This window comes from Lactococcus sp. SK2-659, from assembly GCF_020218185.2.
Classification (GTDB): Bacteria; Bacillota; Bacilli; order Lactobacillales; family Streptococcaceae; genus Lactococcus; species Lactococcus lactis.
Genome location: NZ_JAIWQZ020000001.1, coordinates 181,660 through 207,184 on the forward strand (window position 1 = coordinate 181,660; position 25,525 = coordinate 207,184).

Consider the following 25,525-nt stretch of genomic DNA (forward strand, 5'->3'; position numbering starts at 1 on the left):
AACAGGGCTTCACGCTCACTACCTTCCGTCTGCGCGTTCACTAAGCAGTAATACCTATAAAAGAACTTAGAAATTGAGGATAATCACTCTAAAATGTTTACTCAAAAATCATTTGAAATTTTTAAAATAGAAGGTTTAGAACCAAGAATGACTAAGATTCGTTCTGAAATTCAACCTGTTTTTTCTGAAATTGGTCAAAAGTTACTGACAGAGCTGTCAGTAAAAATTCCAAATCAAGAATTTTACTTTCACATCGCTCAACATCGCAGAAGAACAGCAAATGCGCCTGAAAATACTTGGTCAGCAATTTCCACAAAAGCCCGTGGTTATAAAATGGAAGCCCATTTTCAATTAGGAATTTGGGAAGATTACGTTTTTATTTATTTATCAATGATAGATCAGCCTAAAAAGCAAAAAGAATACGCCAACTTACTGACAAATCTGTCAGTAGAAAAGTTACTGACAGAAGATTACGTAATCTCAAAGGACCATACAAAAGCAGAAACTTATCCCCTGTCAGCATTTAGAGAAGCTGCTGAACGCTTAGGAAAAGTAAAAAAATCTGAATTGGAAATTGGACGGCTTTGGCCTAAAGAAAGATTTAACGGCAAAGAGGACTCAATAATTCTAGCGGAAATGATAGAAACAATTGACCAACTCCTACCGATTTATCAAAAATTAATGGAGGCCTAATCTAATGACAACATTTATTTGGGATTTAGATGGAACACTAATTGATAGCTATGAGGTGTTTTTAGAAGCCTTGTCCGAATCATTTGCAAACTTTAACCTACCATTTAACCGAGAAACAGTATATAATTTTATAAAGGGTCAGTCAGTCAATGCTTTACTAAAAGAACAACCCGTTCCTTTTCAAGAAATAAAAGAAGATTTCACGACAAATTCGACAGCTAAAAATGACAAAATTAAATTAATGGTTGGTGCAAAAGCCGTTTTAGATTGGACTCAAAAAGAAAATATTCAAAATTTCATTTATACTCACAAAGGGAAAAATGCTTATGATTTGCTTAATCAGCTGGAAATTTCCCCCTATTTTTTAGAAATAGTCACTTCTGAAAATGGATTTAAAAGAAAACCTCATCCTGAAGCAATCAATTATTTACTTGAGAAGTATAAATTAAAGCCTGAAGAAACCTATTATATTGGTGACCGAATCCTTGATATTGAAGCTGCCCATAATAGTGGTATTCATTCAATCAATTTTCTGTCAGCAAAAAATTCACAGCAAATCAATAAATTAACAGATATTATTCAAATTTTTGAAATGAAATAAGTAAAAAGTTACTAAAAATGGAGGTATAAAATGCGTTATTTTACAGCGGGAGAATCCCACGGTCCAAGACTTACAGCAATTATTGAAGGAGTGCCAGCTGGTCTCTCATTGTCAGCAGAAGATATTAATATTGAACTTAAACGTCGTCAAGGTGGCTATGGCCGTGGCGGACGGATGAAAATTGAGTCTGACCAAGTTGAAATTACTTCAGGCGTTCGACACGGAAAAACAATTGGTAGCCCGATTACACTTAATGTTACAAACCGTGATTTCAAGAATTGGGAACAGATTATGGCAGCCCAAGATGTTGAAGATAAAATTAAAAAACAACGTCGCTTGACCAAACCACGCCCAGGACATGCTGATTTAGTTGGCGGAATGAAATATGAATTTAAAGATTTACGAAATGTTTTAGAACGTTCGTCAGCGCGTGAAACAACAATGCGTGTTGCGGTTGGAGCTGTGGCAAAAAAACTACTTCACGAATTAGAGATTGAAATAGCTAATCATGTCGTAAATTTTGGCGGACGAGAAATTACAAGTCCAGAAAATTTAAGTGTTCAAGAGATTCGTCAGACAGCTGGCCTTAGCGATTTATCTATTTTTGATGAGAGTCAAGCAGAAGAATTACGCAATTACATCGACCAAATAAAAAAAGCTGGAGATACAATTGGTGGAATAATTGAAACCAGAGTAGAAGGAGTTCCGGCTGGTCTTGGTTCTTATGTCCAATATGACAGAAAGTTGGATGCAAAAATTGCTGCTGCGGTTGTTTCTATCAATGCCTTTAAAGGAGTTGAATTTGGACTTGGATTTGAAGCAGGAAAACGACCAGGAAGTCAAGTGATGGATGAAATCATCTGGTCTGAGGATAAAGGCTACACTCGTTCAAGTAATCAGTTAGGCGGTTTTGAGGGAGGAATGACAAATGGTGAACAAGTCATCGTCCGTGGAGTCATGAAACCTATTCCAACATTGTATAAACCCTTGATGTCTATTGATACCGAAAGCCATGAACCCTACAAAGCAAGTGTAGAACGTTCTGACCCAACCGCTCTTCCAGCAGCAGGAGTTGTGATGGAAAATGTAGTAGCAACGGTAGTCGCTCAAGAAATCTGTGATAAATTTAATTCAGATACAATGAATGAACTGAAAATTGCTGTGGATAACTACAAAAAACGTTTATCAGAATACTAAAAAAAAAAGCCAGACTCTGGCTTTTTTTTATATAATAAATAACTTACGAATTTGTAAGTTTTCAGACGAATATTTCTTGTTACAATGAACTTATCAAGAAAAGTTAAGGAGAACAAAATGAAAAAAATACTTTTTGGAATAATAGCACTTATCATCCTCATCGGTGGATCGGGATTTGCATGGTACAAAGTAACTTATGGTGGAGGAACTTACTACGTTCAAATCACTAAAGACGGAAAAGAAAAAGAAGTCAGTGACGATTCAGGAAAAAAATTCAAAGAATATGATTATGATATAAAATCATATCAAAAAAATGGGAAAGAAAAGAGAGTTACATTTATGGCAGACCACAATCTCCGTAAAGAAGCTTACCTGAAATTAACAGTTAATTCCGTTAAAGGCGTAACCTCTTGGGAAGAAGTAAAAAAATCAGAGGTTCCTAAAGAAGCTCTTAAGAAATTAAATAATAACTCATAAAAACAGTCTCAGAAAGAAAGAGGAAAGAACATGACATTTTTGCAAATTAATATTATGCTAATGACCATTACAGTTATTTTGGCTTCACTAATGGGCGCTTGCCTCCTTTATTCCATGAAGACAATGCGAACACGCTTAGCTAAAATAAATAAAAAGAACGAAATCGAAAGATAAGATAGGAGAAAAACATGTTACTCGAAGTAAAACATCTCAAGAAAATTTTTAAAACAAGATTTTCAAAAGAAGAAACCACAGCCCTAGTTGACATTGATTTTGGTGTAGAAGAAGGCGAATATATTGCCATTATGGGGGAATCTGGTTCAGGAAAAACAACCTTGTTGAATATCCTATCAACTCTTGAAAAACCAACTTCTGGACAAGTACTCTTAAATAAAGAAGACATCACAGCTATTAAAGATAAAGAAATTTCTGCATTTAGACGTGATCATCTTGGTTTTGTCTTCCAAGATTTCAATTTACTTGATACCCTTAATGTCAGAGACAATATTTATCTTCCACTCGTTTTATCAAAATCAAGCGTAGAATTAATGAAAAGTAGACTAAAAATTCTCGCACCTAAACTAAACATTGAAAATCTCTTAGAAAAACAACCTTTTGAACTTTCAGGAGGACAAAAACAGCGGGTTGCTGTAGCCCGTGCCTTGATTAGCCAACCTGATTTAGTTCTTGCCGATGAACCTACAGCTGCTTTGGACTTTAAAAACTCAGAAGACTTACTCAATCTTTTTGAAGAAATTAATGATAGTGGTCAAACTATTATCATGGTTACTCACTCAAGTTTAGCTGCAAGCCATGCGAAACGTGTTCTTTTTATAAAAGACGGTGTCCTTTACCACCAACTTTATCGTGGAGAAAAAAGCTCAACTGAATTTGCAAAAGAAATCACTCTTTCAATGACTGCTTTTTTGGGAGCAGCAGAGGATGAGGAGGTGTCCTTGAATGCTTAGTCTAAAGCTTGCGGCCAATAATATTAAAAAAGGTTTTAAAAGTTTTGCTCCTTTTTTAATGGCCTCTATTACGATGTTCGTAATGATTTTCGTTACTGCGTCAATCGCTTTATCTCCCTCTATTAGTAAATTAAAAGGAGGGAGTTCTCTTTCACAAGTGATGGGATTTGCATTAATTGTTTTATCTATTTTTGCAGTTCTTATCTTAGTTTACAGTTATCGCTTTTTACAAACCCAACGTTCTAAAGAATTTGGACTCTATGATATTCTTGGGTTTGGTAAAACAAGAATCGTAGGAGTAGCATTTTTAGAATTACTCTTAAGCTATATCATTACGGTTATTGTTGGAACGATTTGTGGGATTGCTTTTTCAAAATTCCTCTTCTTAGTGTTTGTAAATATGATTGGAGGAAATTATTTTAATCTAGTCATTAGTCCCACAGCGATTTTATTACTTGCCATTCTCTTCTTTGTTTTCTTTTTAGTTTTGATGATGATCGGAGTTTGGATTATCTGGCGTTCTTCAAGTCTTGATCTTCTAAGAGAAGAATCAAAAGGTGAAAAAGAACCAAAATCAAATTTATTTTTCGCTATTGCCGCAGTCATTCTTTTAGGAGCTGGTTACTATATCGCTTTAACGGTTGAAGATCCAATGGCAGCAATAATGAAATTCTTTATTGCCGTTTTACTTGTTATCTTTGGTACTTATCTTTTCTATATTAGTTTTACCGTTTGGTACCTTAAATTAAAAAAGAAACGTCCAAGTTATTATAAACCAAATAATTTCATCACAACAAGTTCAATGCTTTATCGAATGAAAGCAAATGCTGTTGGTCTAGGGAATATCACTATTTTGTTATCTATGACAATCGTGACCGTAGTTGTCAGTTTAGGAGTTTTTCTTGGAACTGAGAACTCAGTAAAAACTTACTATACCAGAGAAGCAAAGACTTTTTCTGTTGCAAATAATACAGATACAAAACAAGATATTGAACGAATTAAAAGTGCCGCAGCTAGCAAAAATATAGATATCAAAAATATATCTGATATGTACTTTGCTCAAGATCTACAAGCCGATAGAGTCAAGTCGTCTAAAGATCAATTTATTACTGCAAATAAGCAAGGAGCAATGTTTGATAAAAATTCATATTTTGCAACCTTAACAACTGCTCAAACACTTAAATCATTAGGAAATAAAGATATTCCTTCTTTAAAAGATAACGAAGTCTTACTTGTAGATATATCGAAAAATAAAACTTCATTTGATAGTAAGATTAAATCAATTCAATGGTATGGAGAAACTTATCAAGTTGCAGACACGCTTAAATCAGTCAAAGATTTTCCAGCAAGTGGTGTAACAACAATTTCTTCTAAAGTTATGATGATTGTGTTTGCTAACAATCAAGCTTTTGATAAAGGACTAGCTAATTTCAATAAAACAATTAGTGGTAATCAAGGATTTTCAAATCTTGCATCAACATCAATCATCTTTGATATCAAACCTGTTGATGAAAAACGATTTACTAAAGCTTTCAAGGAAGAGTTTAAAGATAATAAAGATTTATCGATTTCATATAGAAGTGAAGCTTTGCAAGATCAACGCGCTCAAATTGGAGGATTTGTCTTTGTTGGATTTGTTTTAGGAATTAGTTTCATTCTTGGAGCTGCATTAATTATCTACTACAAGCAACTCTCGGAAGGGGCACAAGATAAACGCTCATTCAAAATTCTACAGGAAGTGGGACTTTCAAAAGAAGAAGTTCAAAAAACAATCAAATCACAAGTTCGTTTGATATTCTTCCTACCATTAGTTATCACTATCGCCCATTTTGCTGGTGCATATCTTATGATTGAAAAAATAGTAATGTTGTTTGATATTAAAGACCGTTCAGTTATCTTTACTATTTCTTTAGCAACAATTGCAATTCTTGCCCTTATTTATTATCTCATTTATAAGGCAACGAGTCGTGTTTACTACAAAATTGTTGAAAGATAAAAAAGAAGGCATAAATATGCCTCTTTTTTTGTTTAAATCCATATAGAAGAAACAAGGGAAGGAAAAAGCTACAAAAGAGAGCTACTTTTGATATAATAAAAGGAACAAAAACAATGGTTTTCTCGGCACTAAATGTATCTTTTGTTAGAGAAAAATAGTTACCTTTAGGGAAAGGAAAATATGACGATCTATCTTCATTCAATTCAAATTGGAGTTCTTCTCTTTTTTATATTTTTATTTATATCATTAATTCCATATTTGATTGTACAATATCGTCGGTATGGTCGGATTAATTTTTGGCGCTTTTTTGTCAATTTTTCATTTATTCTTTATCTCATTTGTGCTTATGCCATGACAATTTTCCCTCTTCCTCCTGTGAGTGAAGTAGCAAAAATGACAGGTCCAAAGCAAAACTTAGTTCCATTTGAGTTTGTTCGTCAATTTATTTTATATAGTCCTTTTAATATAAATGAACCTTCAACTTGGCTTGCAGCTCTAAAAGATTCAACATTTATCCAACCATTTTTTAATCTACTTTTAACCTTGCCTTTTGGCCTTTATTTAAGATATTTATTTAAACGATCATTTAAACAAACTTTTGTTTTAAGCTTTTTGCTAACTTTATCATTTGAACTTATCCAAAGGTCAGCTCTTTTTGGACTATATCCTCGACCTTATCGTTTGTTTGATGTTGATGATTTAATGATTAATACACTTGGAAGTTTAATTGGATTTGGAATTGCGGTTATTTTTAGTCGATTTTTACCAGATTTGGATGCAACTAAGGTTGAAAGTTCAAGAGTTAGTCTTTCAAGACGTTTCATTGCCTTTTTAGTTGATTTGGTTCTTATTTTTATCATTGGAAGTCTTTTTCTACCAATAGGCTATTATTCAGAATTAATAATTTTAGGACTTGTCCCGCTAGTTCTTAAAGCAACACCAGGGCAATTATTATTGAGAATTGAAATAAAAGCTAAAAATCGTTTCAGAATTGCTTTGCGCCAATTTTTATCTTTTGGAAACTTTGCTTTGATTATCGCAGCAGAATATTTTCTTCAACGTTCAGCTACCATAGCTCAGGATCAATTGGGACAAAACTTTTTACTTATTTTACTCTTTTTAGGATTGAGTCTTTTACCTCTACTAGATGTTTTAATTGCTTTTCTCTCGAAAACAAGAAAACTTTGGTATGAAAGAGTGAGTGATACAGAAATAATAGCAAAATTGAAAACAAATGAGGAGTGAATATGACTAAAATATTTATTGTAGAAGATGATGAAATTATTGTGAAAGCAATTAAGATTGCCTTAGAAAAAGAATTTCAAGTCAGAAGTGTTTCCAATTTTCGAGCAGTAAAACAAGAAATTATGGAATTTGAAGCAGATTTAGTATTAATGGATATTGGGCTACCATTTTATAGTGGTTTTTATTGGACAAATGAATTAAGAAAGCTTTCCCAAATTCCTATTATCTTTATTTCTTCGGCGTCGGATGACATGAATCAAGTAACCGCCATGAATCAAGGAGCTGATGATTTTGTAACCAAGCCATTTTCATTAGAAATTTTAAATGCAAAAATAAAAGCTTTACTGCGCAGAAGTTATTCTTTTTCAGGGATTGAAAAGTTAGAATTTGCTGGTTATGTTTTATCTGAAAATACTTTGATTTCAACTCAAGAAGGTGAACGCGAAGAAATTGAGCTAACAAGTTCTGAAAATAAAATTTTAACTCTTCTTTTTCGTGGAAATGGTGAAGTGGTGACCAAGGAAAAAATTTTACAAGAGTTGTGGCAAACAGATGAATTTATTGATGCAAATACTTTAAATGTAAAAATGACTCGTTTACGCAAAAAACTTGGTGAAATTGGCTTTGATAAGCATATTATGACAAAAAGAGGAAGTGGTTATGCTCTGGTTTAAATTTTTTAAGTCTAAAATTCCACAAATTGGTGTCTTTTTGCTTATGTCAGCTATTTATATTGTGACATTTTGGCTTTGGCATCTACCAATGATGGCATTTGTTAACAGTACTTTATTTGCTGTCATTATTTTTATTATTTACCTTATCTCATCCTATTTTCGCTGGAAAGCAAACTGTGAAGCTATTGAGAGAGTAGTGAAAGACAACGAAGAGTTGCAAAAAAAGTTAGAACAACAAAATCTTGCTGAGCGTGAAATGGAAGATATTATCAGAGTCTGGTCGCACCAGATGAAGGTCCCTTTGGCAGCTATTGATTTAATGACTCAAACTCAAGTTAATAGTGAGGAGCTGAAGAATCAGGTTTTTTCTTTAGAAAATTATCTAAAAATTCTTCTGGAATATCAAAGAATCAATAATTTAGCTACTGATTTCAGATTTGAAAAAGTGAGTATGGCTTCACTTGTGAAAGAATTAGTCAAAAAATATAGTAGCTTTTTTATTCAGAAAAACCTTTCAATCCAAATTGAAGGAGAATGGTTAGTCAATAGTGACCAAAGATGGTTGAGTCTGGCTGTTGAGCAATTACTGAATAATGCTGTAAAGTATACCAAAGAAGGTGGGATTCTAATTAAAATTAAAACTGGTGAATTAATCATTCAAGATAGTGGGATTGGGATATTAAAAGAAGACCTTCCTCGCCTTTTTGAACATGGATTTACTGGATATAATGGTCGGATTCAACAAAAGTCAACAGGTCTTGGACTTTATTTATCTAAATTAATTTTAGATAAATTAGAATTTGAAATTTCAATTAACTCTGAAATTGGAAATGGGACGTCTGTGACAATAACGAAAGAATAAAAATGAAAAAAATATTAATCATTGGACTTGGTCTCATTGGAAGTTCAATTGCCTTAGGGATAAAAAGAGCTCATCCTGATTTTGAAATTCTTGGCTCTGATCGTCAGGAAATTCAAGAAATTGCTCAAAAGCGTGGAATTATTGATTCTAAAGTTAGCTTAGTTGAAGGAGCTCAAAAAGCAGATATTATTATTTTGGCTGTTCCAATTATAACCACTTTGGAGCTTTTGAAAAAGCTAGCAACTTTGAATTTAAAAAAAGGTCTTTTGATTACAGATACGGGTTCAACCAAGAGTGAAATTGTTGAACTGGCAAATCAACTTTTTGATGAAGACAAAGTACGATTTATCGGTGGACATCCGATGGCTGGCTCTCATAAATCAGGAGTAATGGCGGCAGATATTAATTTATTTGAAAATGCTTATTATGTTTTGACCCAAGAAAACCAAGAATTACGTGATTTACTTAAAGGACTTCATGCCAAATTTATTATTTTAGATGCAAAAGAGCACGACCGAGTCACTGGGCAGGTTTCTCATTTCCCGCATATTTTGGCTTCGGCCCTTGTTTGGCAGTCAGATGATTTTTCAAAAGAACATCCTTTAGTGAAACATTTAGCGGCTGGTGGTTTTAGAGATTTAACTAGAATTGCAGAGGCTGACAGTTTGATGTGGACAAGTGTCTTATTATCAAATCCAGAAATTACGATTGATAGAATAGAAAATTTCAAAAAACAATTAGATGAAATTGCTTTAAAAATTGCTAATAAAGATTCTGCAGCTATAGAACACTTTTTTGAACAAGGTAAAAAAATTCGTCAAGCCATGGAAATTCATAAAGGGGCTTTGCCAAACTTTTATGATTTATTTATTTCGGTTCCCGATGAAAAAGGAGTTGTTTTAAAGGTTTTAGGCTTACTAGAAGATTTCTCAATAACAAATGTAAAAATTAATGAAGAAAATCGCGAAGATATTCATGGTCAACTTCAAATTTCATTTAAGAGAGCGGAAGATTTAAAAGAAGCACGAGAAATTATTGAAAAAGCAACTGATTTTACAGTTGTTTGATAAAGATTAAAGATAGGACTTTCTTAGTCTTAAAATCTTAGGAAAAATTGTTGAAAATAAAAGGGCTCTGAGCGCCCTTTTATGCTATAATAAATACTAAAAAATGTTTAGGATAATATAATATAATGAAATTAAAGATAAATTCGCAAGGTTTAAAAGGACGTTTAAAAGTTCCAGGAGATAAATCAATCTCACATCGTAGTATTATGTTTGGCTCTATTGCTAAAGGAAAAACTGTTATTTATGATATTTTACGTGGAGAAGATGTCTTATCTACTATTGAAGCTTTCCGTGCGATGGGAGTTGAAATTGAAGATAAGGGTGAGGTGATTACTGTCCACGGTAAAGGAATTTCAGAACTTAAGGCTCCTGTAAAAGCACTGGATATGGGAAATTCCGGAACTTCAACTCGTCTTTTATCGGGAATTTTAGCAGGCCTTCCTTTTGAAACTACTTTGTTTGGTGATGACAGTTTATCAAAAAGACCAATGGATCGTGTAGCAACTCCTTTACAATTGATGGGGGCAGAAATTACTGGTCAAACCGATAAGGTTAAATTACCGATGACAATTAAAGGAAGCACGCATTTGAAGGCAATTGAATATGTCCTTCCGGTGGCTTCGGCTCAGGTAAAATCAGCTGTAATTTTTGCTGCTTTGCAGGCAGAAGGACTGACGAAAGTTGTTGAAAAGGAAAAAACACGCTCACATACGGAAGAAATGTTAGTTCAATTTGGTGGAGAACTAAAGGTTTCTGATAAAACAATCCTTGTACCTGGTGGACAAAAACTTGTGGGTCAAAAAGTAGTAGTTCCTGGAGATATTAGTTCGGCAGCTTTTTGGTTGGTTGCGGCCTTGGTTGTTGAAAATTCAGAACTTATTTTAGAAAACGTTGGAGTTAATGAAACAAGAACTGGAATTATCGAAGTCATTCAAGCAATGGGTGGACAGTTGGAAATTTTAGAGCAAGATAATGTGGCAAAGGCTGCAACTCTAAAAGTAAAAGCTAGTCAATTGAAAGGAACTGAAATTTCAGGTGATTTAATTCCTAGATTAATTGATGAATTGCCAATCATTGCTCTCTTAGCCACGCAAGCTCAAGGCAAAACAATTATTCGAGATGCGGCTGAGCTTAAAGTAAAAGAAACTGACCGAATTGCTGTTGTCGCGAATGCTCTTAATAGTATGGGGGCCAAAATTCAACCAACAGATGATGGAATGATTATTCAAGGTGGAACGAAACTCCATGCTCCAGAAAATTCAATTAATACTTTAGGGGACCATAGAATTGGAATGATGGCTGCAATTGCAGCACTTTTGGTTGAAAATGGGGAAATTGAGCTTGAACGTGCCGAAGCAATTCAAACAAGTTATCCAAGTTTCTTTGACGATTTAGAACAATTGTCGGAAAGTATTTGAACTTAAGTGATTGGAAATAAAAAATGAGTATCATTTTAATTGGATTTATGGGTGCGGGAAAGTCCACAGTAGCAAAACTTTTAACAGAAAATTTTACTGATTTGGATCAATTAATTGAAGAAGAAATTGAGATGCCAATTGCTGAATTTTTTGAATTATTTGGGGAAGCTGATTTTCGTAAAATTGAAAATGAGGTTTTTGAGCTTGCGCTTCAAAAGAATATAATTATTGCAACGGGCGGTGGAATAATTGAAAATCCAAAGAATTTAGAGGCCCTTGATAGAGAAACTGGAGTTGTCTTTTTGACCGCTGATTTTGAAACGCTTTGGGAACGAATTTCGATGGATTTGCAGAATGTTCGTCCTCTAGCGCAGGATAAAAAGGCCGCTCAACTTTTATTTGAAAAAAGAAAAAATGACTATGCAAAAGTGGCCGATTTAACGATTGATGTTACTGATAAAAGTCCTGAGCAAATTGTAGAAGAGATTCGTGAAAAATGGGGGATAAATTAAGGTGAAAATTGCGTATTTAGGACCTCGTGGCTCTTTTTGTTCGGTGGTGGCTGAGACAGCATTTGTATCAGAAGAATTATTTGCTTATGATAGTATTCTGGATGTTATCGAAGCTTATGATGAAGGAAAATGTGATTTTGCTCTTGTTCCTATTGAAAATTCGACTGAAGGAACTGTGAATATGAGTATTGATAAAATTTTTCATGATTCTAAGGCGACAGTTGTGGCTGAATTTGTTTTGCCAATTTCACAAAATTTGCTGGCTCTTTCAAAAGAGGGGAAAATTGAACATATTTATTCCCACCCTCAAGCGCTTGCACAAACACGAAATTATTTACGAGAGCATTATCCACAGGCAAAGGTTGAAATTACTGATTCTACTTCAGCAGCAGCTGAATTTGTGAAAAATCATCCAGATTTGCCAATTGCAGCTGTTGCTAATTCTTACGCGGCTAAAATGTATGATTTAGAGATCGTTGCCAAAAATATTCAGGATTTAGCAGGAAATTCTACTCGGTTTTGGTTATTGGGAAAAGAGAAAAAATCATTTGATTTACTAAAAACAGGTGAGAAGGTGAGTTTGGCTTTGACTCTACCTGATAATCTGCCAGGAGCGCTTCATAAAGCGATTTCTGTTTTTGCTTGGCGTGATATTGATATGACAAAAATTGAATCACGTCCTTTAAGAACAAGGCTAGGTCAGTACTTTTTTAATATTGATTTAGTAAATAATGAAAAAAATAATTTAAAAATTCCTTATGCTCTTGAAGAACTATCAGGTTTGGGAGTAAAGGTTCGTTTATTAGGAAATTATGCAGTCTATTCATTGGGAGAGGTGTAAAGGTGAGAATTTATTTTGTACGACATGGTAAGACGGAGTGGAACTTGGCGCGACGTTTGCAAGGACAAAAAGGAGATTCACCTTTATTACCAGAATCTTATGAAGCGATTGAACGAGTTCATAAGTTTTTAGAACCAATTGAATTTGACAAAGTTTTGTCGAGTCCACAAAAAAGAGCTTTGATTACGGCAGATTTACTGACAAATCAAAGTGTGAGTACTGACAAACGATTGTCAGAATGGAATTTTGGGGAATTAGAGGGTTGGTTCATTAGCGATGCAATTGCTAAATATCCTAAAGAAATGCATGATTCACGCTTTGAGTTGGATCAATTTGATGGAAGTGCTTTTGGAGCTGAATCTGTGAGTTCTGTCTTGAATCGCTTTGATTCTTTGGCTCAGGATTTGTTGAATTCTAAAATAGACAATGTACTTTTGGTTGGTCACGGGGCTTCTGGAACGGCTGGAATGCGTCATTTAGCTGGCTTTCCAATTGCTGAATTACGTTCAGTTGGTGGTTTAGCTAATAATACGGTCACTGTTTTAGAATCAAATGCTGGCCATTTTGACTTAAAAATTTGGGATAAACAGCTATGATTGAAAAAACTTATTTTACTGGTTCGATTGAGGCAATATTTTTCTCCAATCCCAGTAATTTTTATAAAGTTCTACTCATTGAAATTGATGAAACTAATGCTGAATATGATGATTTTGAAATTGTAGTTAACGGGACAATTGGGGATGTGGTTGAAGGAGATTCTTATACTTTTTATGGTCAATTGACGCAGCATCCTAAGTATGGGGAACAATTACAGGTCAGTCAATATGAAAAAGCAGTGCCGACTTCTGGTGCTGGTTTAGTTAAATATTTTTCTTCAGATAAATTTCCTGGAATTGGTAAGAAAACGGCAGAAAAAATTGTTGAAACTTTTCCTGAAAATACGGTAGATTCAATTTTAGAAGCGCCGGAAAAATTGGATGGTCTATTGACCCTAGCCAGAAAAAATTCATTTATCAAACGATTACGTGAGAATCATGGAATGGAAAAAGTGCTAACCAAGCTTGCAGAATATGGCTTACCAAGCAAAATCACTTTTCAAATTTATGAACTTTATAAAGAAGAAACGATTGAAAAAATTGAGGAAAATCCTTATCAGCTTGTGGAAGATGTTAAGGGAGTTGGTTTTAAAACAGCCGATAAGATTGCAAGTAGTTTAGGAATTGAAGCGGATAGCCCTAATCGATTTCGAGCGGCATTGATGCATGAGGTCAATACGCATTCGCAATCAACAGGCGATACTTACATTGAAGCCAAAAATTTACTTGAGATGACGATAGATTTACTTGAAGAAGCTCGTAATGTCGAGGTCAATCCGTCTGCTGTTGCGGAGGAAATTAATGGTTTAATTGTTGATGGAAAAGTGCAACAAGAAGGAACAAAAATATTTGAGAATTCTTTGTACTTTGCTGAGGACGGGATTCGGAAATCACTGACAGCATTAACTAATCGTTCGGGTAAAGATTTTGCTGATGAAAAGTTACTGACAGTATTGGCTGAAGTTGAAAGAGATTTAGAAATTACTTATGATGATTTGCAAAAGCAAGCCATTATTGGTGCAATGAATCAGCAATTTTTCATTTTGACTGGTGGACCAGGAACTGGTAAAACAACAATTATTAATGGTTTTATTGAAACTTATGCCCGTCTTCATCAGCTAGATTTGGACCCAGACCATTATAATGATGACGTCTTTCCTATATTACTGGCAGCACCGACTGGTCGAGCTTCAAGACGGATGAATGAGTTGACTGGTCTTCCAGCAGCGACGATTCACCGCCATTTGGGTTTGGGACAAGATGAAGCAGAAGATGCTCTTGGAAATGAATTGTCTGGTGCTCTTTTGATTGTTGACGAATTTTCTATGGTTGATACTTGGTTAGCTAATAAACTTTTTCAAGCGATTCCTGGTTCAATGAAAGTTCTCCTTGTTGGAGATGCTGACCAGCTTCCTTCTGTGGGGCCAGGACAAATTTTTGCGGATTTACTAAAAATTCCAGAAATTCCGTCAGTAAAATTGGATAAGATTTTTCGTCAAGGGGATGATTCTACCATTACCGATTTAGCTCACCACATCAAAGATGGGCAATTGCCAAGTGATTTCACGGCGAAAAAGCCTGACCGTTCTTATTTTGAGGTCAGTGCTAATTTTGTTCCTCAGATGGTTGAACAAATCGCAAGTGCATGGCAAAAAAGAGGGAATAATCCTTTTGAATTACAAATCTTAGCGCCTATGTATAAAGGAATGGCCGGAATTAATGCAATGAATGTTCTTTTGCAAAATCTCTTTAATCCGCTTAATGACCGACTTGAATTCGCTTTGGGTGATATGAAATTTCGTGAAGGAGATAAAGTTCTTCATTTAGTAAATGATGCTGAGGCCAATGTATTTAACGGAGATTTGGGACAAATCGTAGAATTGATTGCAGCAAAATATACTGACAGTAAACAAGATGAGTTGGTGATGGATTTTGATGGTCAAGAATTGACTTATCCAAGAGCGGAGTGGTATAAAATTACTCTGGCTTATGCGATGTCCATTCATAAATCTCAAGGTTCGGAGTTTTCCACAGTTATTGTGCCGATGGTTTCTTCGTATTCACGGATGTTAGAGCGAAATTTGCTTTATACGGCAATTACAAGGGCTAAACAAAGTCTGATTTTACTTGGTGAAGAACGAGCTTTTGCACAAGCGGTGGCGCGTGAAGGGGCGAATCGAAAGACCTATTTGATTGAGCGATTTATGGGAGAAAATCCAGCGGCTAAAAATCTGTCAGTAGAAATTGTGAGTGAAAAAGTTACTGACAAAAAAGAAAGATCTGACAAAGAGAAGAAGCCTGCAGCGCCAGTAGAATTACAAGGGCAAATTCGTTCTGTCAGTAAAAAAATGCCAGCACAAGTAGAAGAAATTTCTTTATTTGAAGATGAAGAAATTGAAACACTGGATCAGGGAAGCTTGACAGAAGCACTTATTTTGTCAGGAAATTTTGACCCTTTAATTGGTTTAACTCAACAAGACTTTGCAATCTTTAATAAATAAAAAATACTGACAGAAATTGCTGTCAGTATTTTTTTGTTTCTATCAGTACTTTTTGATATAAAAAAATCTGCCAAAGAGACAGACATTTTTAATTAGCCAAGTTTAGCAGCAAGACGTGCTTTATCACGTGATGCTTTGTTAGCATGAATAAGGCCTTTTGAAGCAGCTTTATCAATTGATGAAGAAGCAGCTCTGTAAAGTTCTTCAGTAGGTGCAGCTTCAAATTTTTTGATAAGAGTACGCATTGCAGATTTTTGTTGTGCGTTGCGTTCGTTTGCTACTTTATTCAATTCAGCACGTTTGATTGCAGATTTAATGTTTGCCATTTTTTGTCTCCTTTTATTACTTTTCATAGAAAAGCGGTTGATGTGATGTCCCAGGTGGGCACACTACACCCTCCAAGATTTTTCTAATACCTATCAATTATACAGGAAATTTGAGTTTTTGTAAACTATCGGCCTTACTTTTTTAGAAAAAATAGAAAAAATATTTTTTACTAAAATAATAAATAAATAAAAATGGAAATCAAGTAAAATAGCAAATTTTCAAAATTTTACAAGCATTAAAAATAAATTTCTAAGCATTTAAAAAGAAAAATTTAATCTAAAAACTGAGTAAATCATATTGACAAAGAGAATTATCGTGTTATAATCAAGTCATGAATTTAGAAGAAAAGCCGTGGTTTAACGACGCAGAATATATGAGTTATGTCGGTCATCTATTAGAAATGGATGAGCTTAAAAAGCTTGATGGGATTACACATCACTATACTTCAACACGCTTGCAACATTGCTTAAGAGTAAGTTATGTCAGCTATCTCATTGCGAAAAAACGTGGCCTCAATGCTAAAGCTACAGCTAGAGCTGGACTTTTGCATGACCTTTTCTATTATGATTGGCGCAATACAAAATTTGCTAAGAGCCATGCCTATGTGCATCCTCATATCGCCTACCGTAATGCGCGCAAACTGACAACCTTGTCATCTCTTGAAAAAGACATAATCATCAAACATATGTTCGGTGCGACAATCAATCCGCCACGCTATAAAGAAAGTTGGATTGTTACTGCTGTTGATAAATATGTAGCTACCCTTGAAGGGTCAGTTAACCTCAAGTGTAAATGGAATCGCCGTAAGCATTTTAAACGTTTACCTTATTTCAGTATTGATTAAAAAAGTAAAAAATAAAACCTATCCATTGATAGGTTTTTTTATTTAGAAATAAGTCTGTCAGTAAAATAAAGCAAGTCTTGTCAGAGATTTTTCATAATATGATAAAATTAGTATGTAAGCAATAAATTCCATTGCACTAAAATAAGGAGGTATTTTATGAAAAATGTAAAAGTATTTTATAATGAAAAATCTGGTAATAATGATGAAGACAAAGTTTTGAAAACAATTAAGGACTTTTTTGCAAGACCAGAAAATTCAGCCTCTAAACTTGAATTTATCAATCCAGAAAGCCCAGAGGATGCAATCCGTCTTGCAAAAAAAGCCAGTCAAGACCAAACAGACCTTGTGGTTGCTTTAGGTGGCGATGGAACCATCAATAAAATTTGTGGAGGAGTATTTGAAGGAGGAGCAAAACCGATTCTAGGCATTGTTCCTAATGGTACGGTTAATAATTTATCAAAATCACTTCATATTCCGCAAAAATTAGAAGAAGCACTTAATAATTTAAGTCAAGGCAAAATTCAAAAATTTGATATTGCCAAAGTCAATAATGATTATATGACATCAAGTTTAACATTAGGGATTTTAGCAGATATTGCCCAAAATGTCAGCGGCTCTGAGAAGAAAAAATTTGGACCTTTAGCTTATCTAAAAGATGCTTATAAAGTTATTCGCTATAATAAAACCTATCGAATTAAAGTAAAATATAATGGTAAAACCAAGTCATTAAGAACGAAACTATTATTGATTACAATGACAGATACAATTGGTGGAGTGCAAGCTTTGGCCCCCAAAGATAAAGTTGATGACGGACTTATCCGTGTTTATTCATTAAAAGAAATCAATTTGTTTAATATCCTTTTTCATTTGAATAAACTTCGCCGAGGAAAATTTGATGATTTTCTTGAAATGACTCATTTTGATACTGACCATTTAGAGATTCTCACACATTCAAAGAAAAAGAAAGATAATCCATATTCAAGAATTGATGGGGATAAAAGTGATCCGCTTCCATTAGACATCAAGGTTTATCGAAAAGCACTGACAACCCTTGTTCCTAAAAGTGAATAAAAGGCTGTCAGTAAATAATAGAAATAAAAAATCAGACCTAAGACTGATGACAAAAAGCCCAATTTTTGGTAAAATAGTCTTAGAATTAAATTAAAAAGGGAGGCCAAATATAATGAAAAATATGAATGATAATGATGTTATCTTTGACCAAAGAAGCGATGGATTGAATGCATTTTTCAGTAAAATTTATGCGTTGATGGGAGCAGGAGTATTAGTTTCTGCACTCGTTTCTTGGATAATGATTACATTTTTCTTAGATAACATGACAGCAATTCTCCAAAGTGGAAGTTTATTCTTCCTTGTACTCTGGATTATTCCTTTAGTGATGGTAGTATCACTTCAAGGGTTAGCAATGAAAAACTCAAAAATGGCACTACCGATTTTTATCGGTTATGCGGCATTTATGGGATTCTTGATTAGCTTCACTCTTTTGATGTATACCGCCACTGATATTACTTTAGCCTTTGTTACGGCAGCAGCAATGTTCTTTGGTCTATCTGTTTATGGACGATTTACTAAACGTAATTTATCGGCAATGGGTAAAGCATTTGGTGTTGCAGTCTGGGGCTTGATTATTGCAATGCTTCTTAATCTCTTCTTTGCAAGTTCAGGACTTACAATCCTTATTAGCCTAGTAGGTGTTGTGATTTTCGCAGGGCTTATCGCTTGGGATAATCAAAAAATTACACAGGTTTATAATGCAAACAATGGACAAGTAAGTGATGGTTGGGCAATTTCAATGGCACTTTCACTCTATCTTGACTTCATCAACATGTTCCTCTTCCTGCTCCGTCTTTTCGGTATCGCAGGTGGAAATCGCGATTAAGCGAAAATTACTGACAACACATCTGTCAGTAAAATAATAATAAAAACTCTGCTGTCAGCAGAGTTTTTTCCTTTCATAAATCTTTGACAATCACATAATTAATTTCCAAAGGACCATGAAGTCCAACCACAAGTTGCATTTCAATATCACCAGAATTTGAGGGGCCAGAAATAAAATGAAGGGTTGAACCAGGCTTCTTATGTTCATCAAACCAGGCCGCAGCTTGGGTAGAACGAGGAACCATACGACTTAGTGGAATAACAGAAATATAATGAGTGGGTAAGAAGTGTAGAGAACGCCCTTGGCCAGCTTCTGATTCGACTACAATCGTTGCTGATTCAGCGAGGAAAAATTTAGGAACAGCCACGACAACATTCGAATTTTGAGCGGCATTAATATTTTCATCACGATTTTCTTTACCAATTTTCCACTTCACCAATTGGTCTGAAATAACATTCACTCCTAATTTTTCAAATTCATCTGTTGAAGGAATCATGACTTGTCCACCACCAGATTTTTCAATTAATTGGCGAATCACTTCATTCATTTCAAAAGAAGAGGTTTCGATTAAATTAGCAGAAACTCGACTGGCTTGCTCCTTGGCAATATCCAATAATTCCTCAGTAGTTAAATGAGCCAAATGTGTCTCAGGCAAATCTGAAATTGGAACATAAGGTTCAAAAGGAAGTTCTACACCCCCACGTTTTTCAAATAAAGTTTCTAAAAATTTACTTCGATTTTCAATAGTTCCTGTCATGTTTATTTACCTGCCTTATGTTTTTTATACCACTGACGAAATTGTTCTTTATGTGGCGGAGCAATTGGCAAATCTCGGACATCTGTCCAACCTTTAGCTAGAGCAGGAGCTTTTCTAACGGCGCCATAGTTAAATAAAGAACCCTCAACGCTGACTTCCTTAGCTTTGGGTAACATATTAAGACCAGTGTGAGCCATATTTATTGCCATCCCAAATAGTGCTGGGCTACTTGTTCCTTTCCCAATCGTATTCATTTCAAAATTGACAAAAGAGCCATCATGATGCATTGAAAGATCATCTTCCATCACTTTGCGATGTTCAATTAAAAGTTCATGCAAAGGAATTTTTACCGGACAAGTTTCAGTACATGCTCCGCATAAGGTTGAAGCATAAGGTAAATCACCATATTGTTCATAACCTCCTAAAACGGGAGAGAGAACTGAACCGATTGGTCCAGGATAAATCGAACCATAAGCATGTCCACCAATTTGACGATAAACTGGGCAAACATTCAGACAAGCACCACAACGAATACATTGTAAAACAGCTTCAAAAGCAGTTCCAATCGCATTTGAGCGTCCATTATCAACAATGACAACATGAAAATCCTCAGGACCATCGGATTCGTCGTCGGCCTGCTGACCGGCAAAAGTGACATAAGTTGTCAGTTTTTGACCAACGGCCGAACGAGCGAGCATATTATCTAAAATTTCAGCTTCTTTGATTGATGGAACAATTCGTTCCATTCCCATCAGAACAATTTGTGTCTTAGGAATTGAAATTGTTAAATCAGCATTTCCTTCATTGGTAGATAAATTAATGTCACCAGTGTTGGCAATGGCAAAGTTACAACCGGTAATTCCGACTTCAGATTTTAAGAAAAGCTTACGCATGGTATCCCTAGCACAGCGAGCCAAATTAACTGGATCATTATCACCTTCATAGCCTAATTTTTTAGCAAATATTTCACGAATTTGATCACGATTTTTGTGTAAAGCTGGAAAAACAATATGTGAAGGCTCATCCCAATCAGCAACTTGCAAAATAAATTCAGCCAAGTCTGTTTCCAAAATATCCATATCATCAGAAAGCGAAACGAGCATTGGGTCAATGTCAACTTCCGTGGTCACCATTGATTTTGATTTGACAATCTTTTTCGCGTTTTTTTCAAGAACAATCCGTTTAACATAATCATTGGCTTCTTTAGCATCAGCCGCAAAGAAGACATGACCGCCACGAGCCGCAACATTATCTGAAAACTCTGTCAGATAATGGGGTAAATATTTTAAAGTATGTTGGCGAATGGATTCAGCAATATCACGCCATTCTTGCCAATTTCCAAGCTCATCACGCGCAGATTCTCTTTTCTCCCATTGAGCATCCTGCGCTTTGGCTACCGCAGCTTTAGCAAACTGGTCTTTTTTACTCTCTTCTAAACGTTCAGCGAAAGTTTTTGTACTTGTAGAAAGTCCCATTTTCTCCCCCTATGCTTTGATAAATGCTGGGTTTTTCACAGCATCTATTCTTTCTAAATCGACATTTGTGTTTAAAATTTCAGCAATATGCATCACTCTTATTTTTTTACCTTCGCGATTCAATTTTCCACCAATATTCATCAAGCAGCCTAAGTCAGCAGAAATTAAGATTTCAGCACCAGTTGATAGAATATCGTTTGTTTTTTCAGTGACCATCATCTCTGAAATCTCAGGAGATTTAACTGAAAAAGTTCCGCCAAAGCCACAACAATTTTCCAAATGAGGAAGAGGAAGAACTTCAAGCCCTTTGACTTTATCCAATAAAATGAATGGAGCTTCTCGTTCACCTAGAATTCTAGTCATGTGGCAAGAACGGTGATAAGTTGCTTTTTCGCCATTAAATGTGGCACCAAGATCTTCAAGACCTAAAACCCGATAAAGAAATTGGGTGAATTCATAGGATTTATTCGCTAAATCAATTGCTTTTTGCTTATAAGGGTCACCTTCATCGAACATATGGGGATATTCTGTAAACATCCCTGAGCAAGAACCAGCAATCCCAACGACATAATCAGAAGATTCAAAAGCATCAATCTGATTTTTGATTGTTGGCATGGATTCTTTAACTAACCCTGAATTATAAGTAGGTTGTCCACAACAAATTTGTTCTTCTGGCAAATCTATTTCAATCCCCAAACGTTCAAGGACTTCAACCATGGCAATTCCAACTTGTGGAAACATCAGGTCCATCACACAAGTGGAGAATATTGAAACTTTCATAAGCACTCCTTAGTATTTTGAAATCTTTGTTAAAAACTAGACATCTCCTAGAGATGTATGCTCTTTCATTATAAGCCGATTTATTTACATTTTCAAAAAAAGGAGCTGTCAAAAGAATTTGACAGACTGTCGTTTAAAAATTATTTTGTAAAAATAAAAATACCAATCATCGATTGGTATTTATTTATTCGGGGTTAAAAAAAGTTTTTCAAGCTGTCTAGCTACACCATCCTCATCATTTGTCCAAGGAAGAATTTCACTGGCGTAAGGTGTGAGTCTAGCAGAGGCATTTTTCATAGCATAAGCATTGGGAGCTAATTTAAACATCTCAATATCATTATGTTCATCTCCAAAAGCAATAAGATTCTCTAAAGGGATATCAAGAACTTTAAGCAGATGATTAAGTCCAGAGGCTTTGGAAATTCCTTTAGGAACAACTTCTAATATGCCGTTCGGTCCACCCCAAACGCCGACATCTATCTTGCCATTATAATGACGTTTCATTTCCTCTGCCAATGCTAATTTATCTTTTTGGCGAGTGGAAAGGAGTACTGCATGAGGATTTTCAGTAACTCGGTCTGCACGAAGTCGATTATAGGGTTGAAATTTTTCTACACCAAAGAGCTTGGGCTCGACATTACGGAAAGTGTTTAGAAAGAATTTTCGACGATATTCAACGGCAAAGAAATGGAGATTAAAGTTTTGTTGGTGCCTCAAAAGGTCAAAAATGAAGGAACGATCAATATAATAAGATTTTGTATGTTCCCAGTTTTTATCATTAGGCATTGAAATCAAAGCCCCATTAAAATTAATGACTGGACTTGTCAACTCAAGCTCACGATAGACATCTAAAGACATTCTAAAAGGGCGTCCGGTTGTGATACAGATAATATGTCCGAGTGATTCTACCTGTTTAAAAATATATTTGGTATAACGGCTGATTGAACGTCCATCAGACTGCAAAGTAGTACCATCTAAATCAATTGCAATCAGTTTACGTTCTTTGTAGTTCTCCATTCAAACTCCCCTTATTCTAAAATTTATTTGTCAATTCATTCATTATATCATAGTTAGAAGCAGGAGCGGAACTCTACCATGTTCTACGAACAAGAAATTACTTTTTGAAAAACTTGTTCGTCATTACCGAACAATTAATGGATTTAGAGTAGTTTTTATGCTAAATTTCTTGTTTCCTTAACTAAAACTGATTAGAATAATAATATAATGTTTTTTATTTTATGACGTGTTTGCTTAAAAAGCAAAGACAACTTTTTATCAAAGGGTTGAAATTTTAATCACAGACCCTAAAAGGAGAAATTATTCGTGAACAAGTTCTTTAAACTTGAAGAAAACGGCACAACAGTTGGCCGTGAAATAATGGCTGGTTTGACTACATTCTTTGCTATGAGTTATATCCTCTTTGTTAACCCACAAGTTTTGGGTACAACAGGAATGCCTGTCCAAGCAGTTTTCTTAGCAACTATTTTGGCCTCTATTGTTGGGACACTTGCAATTGCCTTAATCGCTAATGTTCCCTACGCTTTGGCACCTGGAATGGGCCTAAATGCATTCTTTGCTTACACTGTTGTATTATCGCTTGGTTATACTTGGCAAGAAGCTTTGGCAATGGTCTTCATTTGTGGGATTATCAATATTATTATTACTTTTACTTCCATTCGTAAAGCAATCATTCTTGGAATTCCTGAAAGTTTACAACACGCAATTGGTGGTGGTATCGGTATTTTCATTGCTTATATTGGGATTAAAAATGCAGGAATTTTGCGTTTTATCGCTGACCCAGGAACTTATGTGAACAACCATGGAACTATTACAGCAAATTCATCAATTGTTCCAGAACTTGTAACTTTTAATAACCCAGGTGTATTAGTCGCACTTGTTGGGATTGTAGTGACAATGTTCTTTGTTATTCGTAAATGGCGTGCAGGAATTTTACTTTCAATCTTAGTAACAACTATCTTGGCCCTTTTGACTGGTGTAGTTAAAGTTGATGTGAATACTTTATTTGCTGAAAACAACTTAGGAACAGCTATCAATCAAATGGGAACAACCTTTGGTGCTGCTTTTGGTCCAAAAGGTTTTGGCTCTTTATTCTCAGACTCATCACGTTATATTGAAGTTTTGATGACAGTCCTTGCTTTCTCATTGACATCTATCTTTGACCCAATTGGTACCTTTATCGGAACAGGTCGCGCAACAGGAATCTTTACAGATGAAGATTTGAAAGATATGGAAACAAGTCATGGTTTCTCTTCTAAAATGGATAAAGCCTTGTTTGCTGACATGATTGCCACTCCAATCGGAGCAATTTTCGGAACATCAAATACAACTGTTTATGTGGAATCTGCTGCCGGAATTGGTGCAGGAGGACGTACTGGTCTTGCATCTGTTGTAACAGCAATTATGTTTGCTATCTCAAGTTTATTCTTGCCACTTCTTGCAATTGTTCCAACACAAGCAACTGCGCCAATCTTGATTATTGTTGGGATGATGATGCTTGGTTCATTTAAAGAAATTAAATGGGGTGATTTGACTGAAGCAATTCCTGCTTTCTTTGCCTCAGTATTTATGGGACTTGCTTACTCAATCTCTTATGGGATTGCAGCTGGTTTCATCACTTACATTCTGGTCAAACTGTTCACAGGAAAAGTGAAAGAAGTAAAACCTGTCATTTGGGTTGTTGCACTTTTATTCTTGATTAACTTCGCTGTTTTGGCAGTGCTTTAAAAAATTAAGATTCGTCAGTAAATGACGGGTCTTTTTTTACTGACAGATTTGTTCAAAATTCTATCGAAACTAATAGAGTGCCTATTTAAAGATAAAAAAATTCCTGCTTTGGCCAATTTATGCTAGAATCAAATAGAAGAGTATTGAATGTAAAAATTGTGAGTAATCTAAAGAAATATGTGAGAAGCGAAGTATGAAAAAAATTATTTCTCTTATTGTGGCTTTTATTGGTGTATTTATTATTGGTGTCATTATTGGACGGTTTGTTCTAGCACCTCATCCTCCTTTAGCAGATGATAATCGTCCAGTCTATCCAACTATTTATATTACAGGTTCAGGTGGTAAAGCTACCACAATGGACACTATGATTAATGATGTGACTTCAGATAAAGATACTCGCGCTAGAAAAGGTCTAACCATTGTTGTTGATACTGAAAATAATTATTCACTCAAGGTGACTGGTACAATTGATAAGCATAACTCTTATCCTACGATAGCAGTAGGAATGGTCAAGGGAACCAATAATTCTTTGAAGTACGAGGGTTCTTTAAAAGCGATTATGTCTTATCTTGGTAAGCATTATAATATTCCTTACGCCAATGTCTTAGGTTATTCTGCTGGAGGCTCAGGGGTTTATCGTTATTTGACTGAATATGGTTATGACCGTAGTCTTCCACCAATTAAAAAGTGGGTTTCACTTGATGGTCAATTTAATGCAAGTACTCCACAACCAGATCAAACGCTAGCCCAAGTTTTGACGGATGGTCCTAAAGTTAAGACGAAATATTATGATTATTGGTTACAAAATTATGAACGTGTTGATAAAAGCATTCAAGTGGTGTTACTTGCAGGGGATTATGACAGTGCAAAACAAACTGATGGTACAGTTCCATGGGCGGACAGTTTTTCAATATATCCTTTATTAATGAAGAATGGTAATTCTGTTGTGCATTATCTTATCAAAGGAAATGACACTTCACATGATGATATGCCATTTAACAAACAGGCAATCAATTATATAAAAGTTTTCTTTTATGAGTAAAAAAATTTAG

The 25,525-nt window shown here is 35.0% G+C and carries 26 protein-coding genes; 21 read left to right on the plus strand and 5 right to left on the minus strand.

What is annotated here, in order from left to right; all coding sequences use genetic code 11:
- Positions 1-93 precede the first annotated feature (93 nt).
- The 16 genes from LDP15_RS00905 to LDP15_RS00980 all read left to right on the plus strand — a co-directional run bounded on the left by LDP15_RS00905 (position 94) and on the right by LDP15_RS00980 (position 15,648).
- A complete protein-coding gene (locus LDP15_RS00905) occupies positions 94-693 on the plus strand; it encodes a DUF1054 family protein (protein ID WP_015426925.1) in 600 nt (199 codons plus the stop codon).
- Positions 694-697: 4 nt separating this feature from the next.
- Positions 698-1,294 (plus strand): HAD family hydrolase, encoded by a 597-nt coding sequence (locus LDP15_RS00910; protein WP_015426924.1) that lies wholly within the window; start codon positions 698-700, stop codon positions 1,292-1,294.
- 30 nt (positions 1,295-1,324) lie between these two features.
- A complete protein-coding gene (aroC, locus tag LDP15_RS00915; RefSeq protein WP_015426923.1) occupies positions 1,325-2,491 on the plus strand; it encodes a chorismate synthase in 1,167 nt (388 codons plus the stop codon).
- Between the two features lie 117 nt (positions 2,492-2,608).
- The gene (locus tag LDP15_RS00920; RefSeq protein ID WP_042230570.1) at positions 2,609-2,968 is read left to right on the plus strand and encodes a YxeA family protein; all 360 of its coding nucleotides are present in this window, start codon (positions 2,609-2,611) and stop codon (positions 2,966-2,968) included.
- Positions 2,969-2,998: 30 nt separating this feature from the next.
- Positions 2,999-3,142 carry a hypothetical protein gene (locus LDP15_RS00925; RefSeq protein ID WP_163690351.1) on the plus strand — a complete coding sequence of 48 codons (144 nt, stop codon included), beginning with the start codon at positions 2,999-3,001 and terminating at the stop codon, positions 3,140-3,142.
- Positions 3,143-3,156: 14 nt separating this feature from the next.
- Positions 3,157-3,936, plus strand: a complete 780-nt coding sequence (locus LDP15_RS00930; RefSeq protein WP_015426921.1) for an ABC transporter ATP-binding protein — start codon at positions 3,157-3,159, stop codon at positions 3,934-3,936.
- Positions 3,929-5,932: an FtsX-like permease family protein gene (locus LDP15_RS00935; RefSeq protein WP_015426920.1), complete on the plus strand. Its 2,004-nt coding sequence runs from the start codon at positions 3,929-3,931 to the stop codon at positions 5,930-5,932. The genes LDP15_RS00930 and LDP15_RS00935 overlap by 8 nt, the downstream gene beginning before the upstream one ends.
- 180 nt (positions 5,933-6,112) lie before the next feature.
- Positions 6,113-7,177 (plus strand): VanZ family protein, encoded by a 1,065-nt coding sequence (locus tag LDP15_RS00940; protein ID WP_015426919.1) that lies wholly within the window; start codon positions 6,113-6,115, stop codon positions 7,175-7,177.
- 2 nt (positions 7,178-7,179) lie between these two features.
- Positions 7,180-7,851 carry a response regulator transcription factor gene (locus LDP15_RS00945; RefSeq protein ID WP_003132782.1) on the plus strand — a complete coding sequence of 224 codons (672 nt, stop codon included), beginning with the start codon at positions 7,180-7,182 and terminating at the stop codon, positions 7,849-7,851.
- Complete coding sequence (locus LDP15_RS00950) at positions 7,838-8,713, plus strand: HAMP domain-containing sensor histidine kinase (protein ID WP_003132784.1); 876 nt, start codon at positions 7,838-7,840, stop codon at positions 8,711-8,713. Before LDP15_RS00945 ends, LDP15_RS00950 begins: the two co-directional genes overlap by 14 nt.
- 2 nt (positions 8,714-8,715) lie before the next feature.
- Positions 8,716-9,780, plus strand: coding sequence for a prephenate dehydrogenase (locus LDP15_RS00955; protein WP_015426917.1), 1,065 nt, complete (start codon positions 8,716-8,718; stop codon positions 9,778-9,780).
- Positions 9,781-9,905: 125 nt separating this feature from the next.
- Complete coding sequence (gene aroA / locus LDP15_RS00960; RefSeq protein ID WP_015426916.1) at positions 9,906-11,198, plus strand: 3-phosphoshikimate 1-carboxyvinyltransferase; 1,293 nt, start codon at positions 9,906-9,908, stop codon at positions 11,196-11,198.
- Between the two features lie 23 nt (positions 11,199-11,221).
- A complete protein-coding gene (locus LDP15_RS00965; protein ID WP_015426915.1) occupies positions 11,222-11,710 on the plus strand; it encodes a shikimate kinase in 489 nt (162 codons plus the stop codon).
- Position 11,711: 1 nt separating this feature from the next.
- Positions 11,712-12,551: a prephenate dehydratase gene (gene pheA, locus LDP15_RS00970; RefSeq protein ID WP_014570689.1), complete on the plus strand. Its 840-nt coding sequence runs from the start codon at positions 11,712-11,714 to the stop codon at positions 12,549-12,551.
- Between the two features lie 2 nt (positions 12,552-12,553).
- On the plus strand, positions 12,554-13,147 hold the full coding sequence (locus LDP15_RS00975) for a histidine phosphatase family protein (RefSeq protein WP_015426914.1): 594 nt from the start codon (positions 12,554-12,556) through the stop codon (positions 13,145-13,147).
- Positions 13,144-15,648, plus strand: a complete 2,505-nt coding sequence (locus LDP15_RS00980) for an ATP-dependent RecD-like DNA helicase (protein ID WP_015426913.1) — start codon at positions 13,144-13,146, stop codon at positions 15,646-15,648. The genes LDP15_RS00975 and LDP15_RS00980 overlap by 4 nt, the downstream gene beginning before the upstream one ends.
- A gap of 92 nt (positions 15,649-15,740) precedes the next feature.
- Here the strand turns inward: LDP15_RS00980 and rpsT are convergent, their stop codons facing one another.
- Complete coding sequence (rpsT, locus tag LDP15_RS00985; protein WP_010906113.1) at positions 15,741-15,974, minus strand: 30S ribosomal protein S20; 234 nt, start codon at positions 15,972-15,974, stop codon at positions 15,741-15,743.
- Positions 15,975-16,306: 332 nt separating this feature from the next.
- Between rpsT and LDP15_RS00990 the strand changes: the two genes are divergently transcribed.
- The 3 genes from LDP15_RS00990 (at position 16,307) to LDP15_RS01000 (ending at position 18,716) form a co-directional block, all read left to right on the plus strand.
- The gene (locus tag LDP15_RS00990; protein WP_225513413.1) at positions 16,307-16,819 is read left to right on the plus strand and encodes an HD domain-containing protein; all 513 of its coding nucleotides are present in this window, start codon (positions 16,307-16,309) and stop codon (positions 16,817-16,819) included.
- A gap of 156 nt (positions 16,820-16,975) precedes the next feature.
- A complete protein-coding gene (locus LDP15_RS00995; RefSeq protein WP_225513414.1) occupies positions 16,976-17,890 on the plus strand; it encodes a diacylglycerol kinase family protein in 915 nt (304 codons plus the stop codon).
- A 112-nt stretch (positions 17,891-18,002) separates the two neighbouring features.
- The gene (locus tag LDP15_RS01000) at positions 18,003-18,716 is read left to right on the plus strand and encodes a Bax inhibitor-1/YccA family protein (RefSeq protein ID WP_015426911.1); all 714 of its coding nucleotides are present in this window, start codon (positions 18,003-18,005) and stop codon (positions 18,714-18,716) included.
- A 73-nt stretch (positions 18,717-18,789) separates the two neighbouring features.
- On the opposite strand, the gene LDP15_RS01005 is transcribed toward LDP15_RS01000, so the two are convergent.
- The 4 genes from LDP15_RS01005 to LDP15_RS01020 all read right to left on the minus strand — a co-directional run bounded on the left by LDP15_RS01005 (position 18,790) and on the right by LDP15_RS01020 (position 22,745).
- On the minus strand, positions 18,790-19,473 hold the full coding sequence (locus LDP15_RS01005; RefSeq protein WP_003130398.1) for a lactate utilization protein C: 684 nt from the start codon (positions 19,471-19,473) through the stop codon (positions 18,790-18,792).
- Between the two features lie 2 nt (positions 19,474-19,475).
- Positions 19,476-20,948: a LutB/LldF family L-lactate oxidation iron-sulfur protein gene (locus tag LDP15_RS01010; RefSeq protein WP_015426910.1), complete on the minus strand. Its 1,473-nt coding sequence runs from the start codon at positions 20,946-20,948 to the stop codon at positions 19,476-19,478.
- 9 nt (positions 20,949-20,957) lie between these two features.
- Positions 20,958-21,728 (minus strand): (Fe-S)-binding protein, encoded by a 771-nt coding sequence (locus tag LDP15_RS01015; RefSeq protein WP_225513415.1) that lies wholly within the window; start codon positions 21,726-21,728, stop codon positions 20,958-20,960.
- 180 nt (positions 21,729-21,908) lie between these two features.
- Positions 21,909-22,745 (minus strand): Cof-type HAD-IIB family hydrolase, encoded by an 837-nt coding sequence (locus tag LDP15_RS01020; protein ID WP_003130402.1) that lies wholly within the window; start codon positions 22,743-22,745, stop codon positions 21,909-21,911.
- A gap of 306 nt (positions 22,746-23,051) precedes the next feature.
- Between LDP15_RS01020 and LDP15_RS01025 the strand changes: the two genes are divergently transcribed.
- Both LDP15_RS01025 and LDP15_RS01030 read left to right on the plus strand, forming a co-directional pair.
- On the plus strand, positions 23,052-24,473 hold the full coding sequence (locus LDP15_RS01025) for an NCS2 family permease (RefSeq protein WP_012898314.1): 1,422 nt from the start codon (positions 23,052-23,054) through the stop codon (positions 24,471-24,473).
- A 193-nt stretch (positions 24,474-24,666) separates the two neighbouring features.
- Positions 24,667-25,515 carry an alpha/beta hydrolase gene (locus LDP15_RS01030; protein WP_015426908.1) on the plus strand — a complete coding sequence of 283 codons (849 nt, stop codon included), beginning with the start codon at positions 24,667-24,669 and terminating at the stop codon, positions 25,513-25,515.
- Positions 25,516-25,525 lie beyond the last annotated feature (10 nt).

What these genes read in the sequence shown, in the direction of transcription:
- LDP15_RS00905 (WP_015426925.1), top strand. Translation starts at nt 94, where the DNA reads ATGTTTACTCAAAAATCATTTGAAATTTTTAAAATAGAAGGTTTAGAA.
- LDP15_RS00910 (WP_015426924.1), top strand. Translation starts at nt 698, where the DNA reads ATGACAACATTTATTTGGGATTTAGATGGAACACTAATTGATAGCTAT.
- aroC (WP_015426923.1), top strand. Translation starts at nt 1,325, where the DNA reads ATGCGTTATTTTACAGCGGGAGAATCCCACGGTCCAAGACTTACAGCA.
- LDP15_RS00920 (WP_042230570.1), top strand. Translation starts at nt 2,609, where the DNA reads ATGAAAAAAATACTTTTTGGAATAATAGCACTTATCATCCTCATCGGT.
- LDP15_RS00925 (WP_163690351.1), top strand. Translation starts at nt 2,999, where the DNA reads ATGACATTTTTGCAAATTAATATTATGCTAATGACCATTACAGTTATT.
- LDP15_RS00930 (WP_015426921.1), top strand. Translation starts at nt 3,157, where the DNA reads ATGTTACTCGAAGTAAAACATCTCAAGAAAATTTTTAAAACAAGATTT.
- LDP15_RS00935 (WP_015426920.1), top strand. Translation starts at nt 3,929, where the DNA reads ATGCTTAGTCTAAAGCTTGCGGCCAATAATATTAAAAAAGGTTTTAAA.
- LDP15_RS00940 (WP_015426919.1), top strand. Translation starts at nt 6,113, where the DNA reads ATGACGATCTATCTTCATTCAATTCAAATTGGAGTTCTTCTCTTTTTT.
- LDP15_RS00945 (WP_003132782.1), top strand. Translation starts at nt 7,180, where the DNA reads ATGACTAAAATATTTATTGTAGAAGATGATGAAATTATTGTGAAAGCA.
- LDP15_RS00950 (WP_003132784.1), top strand. Translation starts at nt 7,838, where the DNA reads ATGCTCTGGTTTAAATTTTTTAAGTCTAAAATTCCACAAATTGGTGTC.
- LDP15_RS00955 (WP_015426917.1), top strand. Translation starts at nt 8,716, where the DNA reads ATGAAAAAAATATTAATCATTGGACTTGGTCTCATTGGAAGTTCAATT.
- aroA (WP_015426916.1), top strand. Translation starts at nt 9,906, where the DNA reads ATGAAATTAAAGATAAATTCGCAAGGTTTAAAAGGACGTTTAAAAGTT.
- LDP15_RS00965 (WP_015426915.1), top strand. Translation starts at nt 11,222, where the DNA reads ATGAGTATCATTTTAATTGGATTTATGGGTGCGGGAAAGTCCACAGTA.
- LDP15_RS00980 (WP_015426913.1), top strand. Translation starts at nt 13,144, where the DNA reads ATGATTGAAAAAACTTATTTTACTGGTTCGATTGAGGCAATATTTTTC.
- rpsT (WP_010906113.1), bottom strand. Translation starts at nt 15,974, where the DNA reads ATGGCAAACATTAAATCTGCAATCAAACGTGCTGAATTGAATAAAGTA.
- LDP15_RS00990 (WP_225513413.1), top strand. Translation starts at nt 16,307, where the DNA reads ATGAATTTAGAAGAAAAGCCGTGGTTTAACGACGCAGAATATATGAGT.
- LDP15_RS00995 (WP_225513414.1), top strand. Translation starts at nt 16,976, where the DNA reads ATGAAAAATGTAAAAGTATTTTATAATGAAAAATCTGGTAATAATGAT.
- LDP15_RS01000 (WP_015426911.1), top strand. Translation starts at nt 18,003, where the DNA reads ATGAAAAATATGAATGATAATGATGTTATCTTTGACCAAAGAAGCGAT.
- LDP15_RS01005 (WP_003130398.1), bottom strand. Translation starts at nt 19,473, where the DNA reads ATGACAGGAACTATTGAAAATCGAAGTAAATTTTTAGAAACTTTATTT.
- LDP15_RS01010 (WP_015426910.1), bottom strand. Translation starts at nt 20,948, where the DNA reads ATGGGACTTTCTACAAGTACAAAAACTTTCGCTGAACGTTTAGAAGAG.
- LDP15_RS01015 (WP_225513415.1), bottom strand. Translation starts at nt 21,728, where the DNA reads ATGAAAGTTTCAATATTCTCCACTTGTGTGATGGACCTGATGTTTCCA.
- LDP15_RS01020 (WP_003130402.1), bottom strand. Translation starts at nt 22,745, where the DNA reads ATGGAGAACTACAAAGAACGTAAACTGATTGCAATTGATTTAGATGGT.
- LDP15_RS01030 (WP_015426908.1), top strand. Translation starts at nt 24,667, where the DNA reads ATGAAAAAAATTATTTCTCTTATTGTGGCTTTTATTGGTGTATTTATT.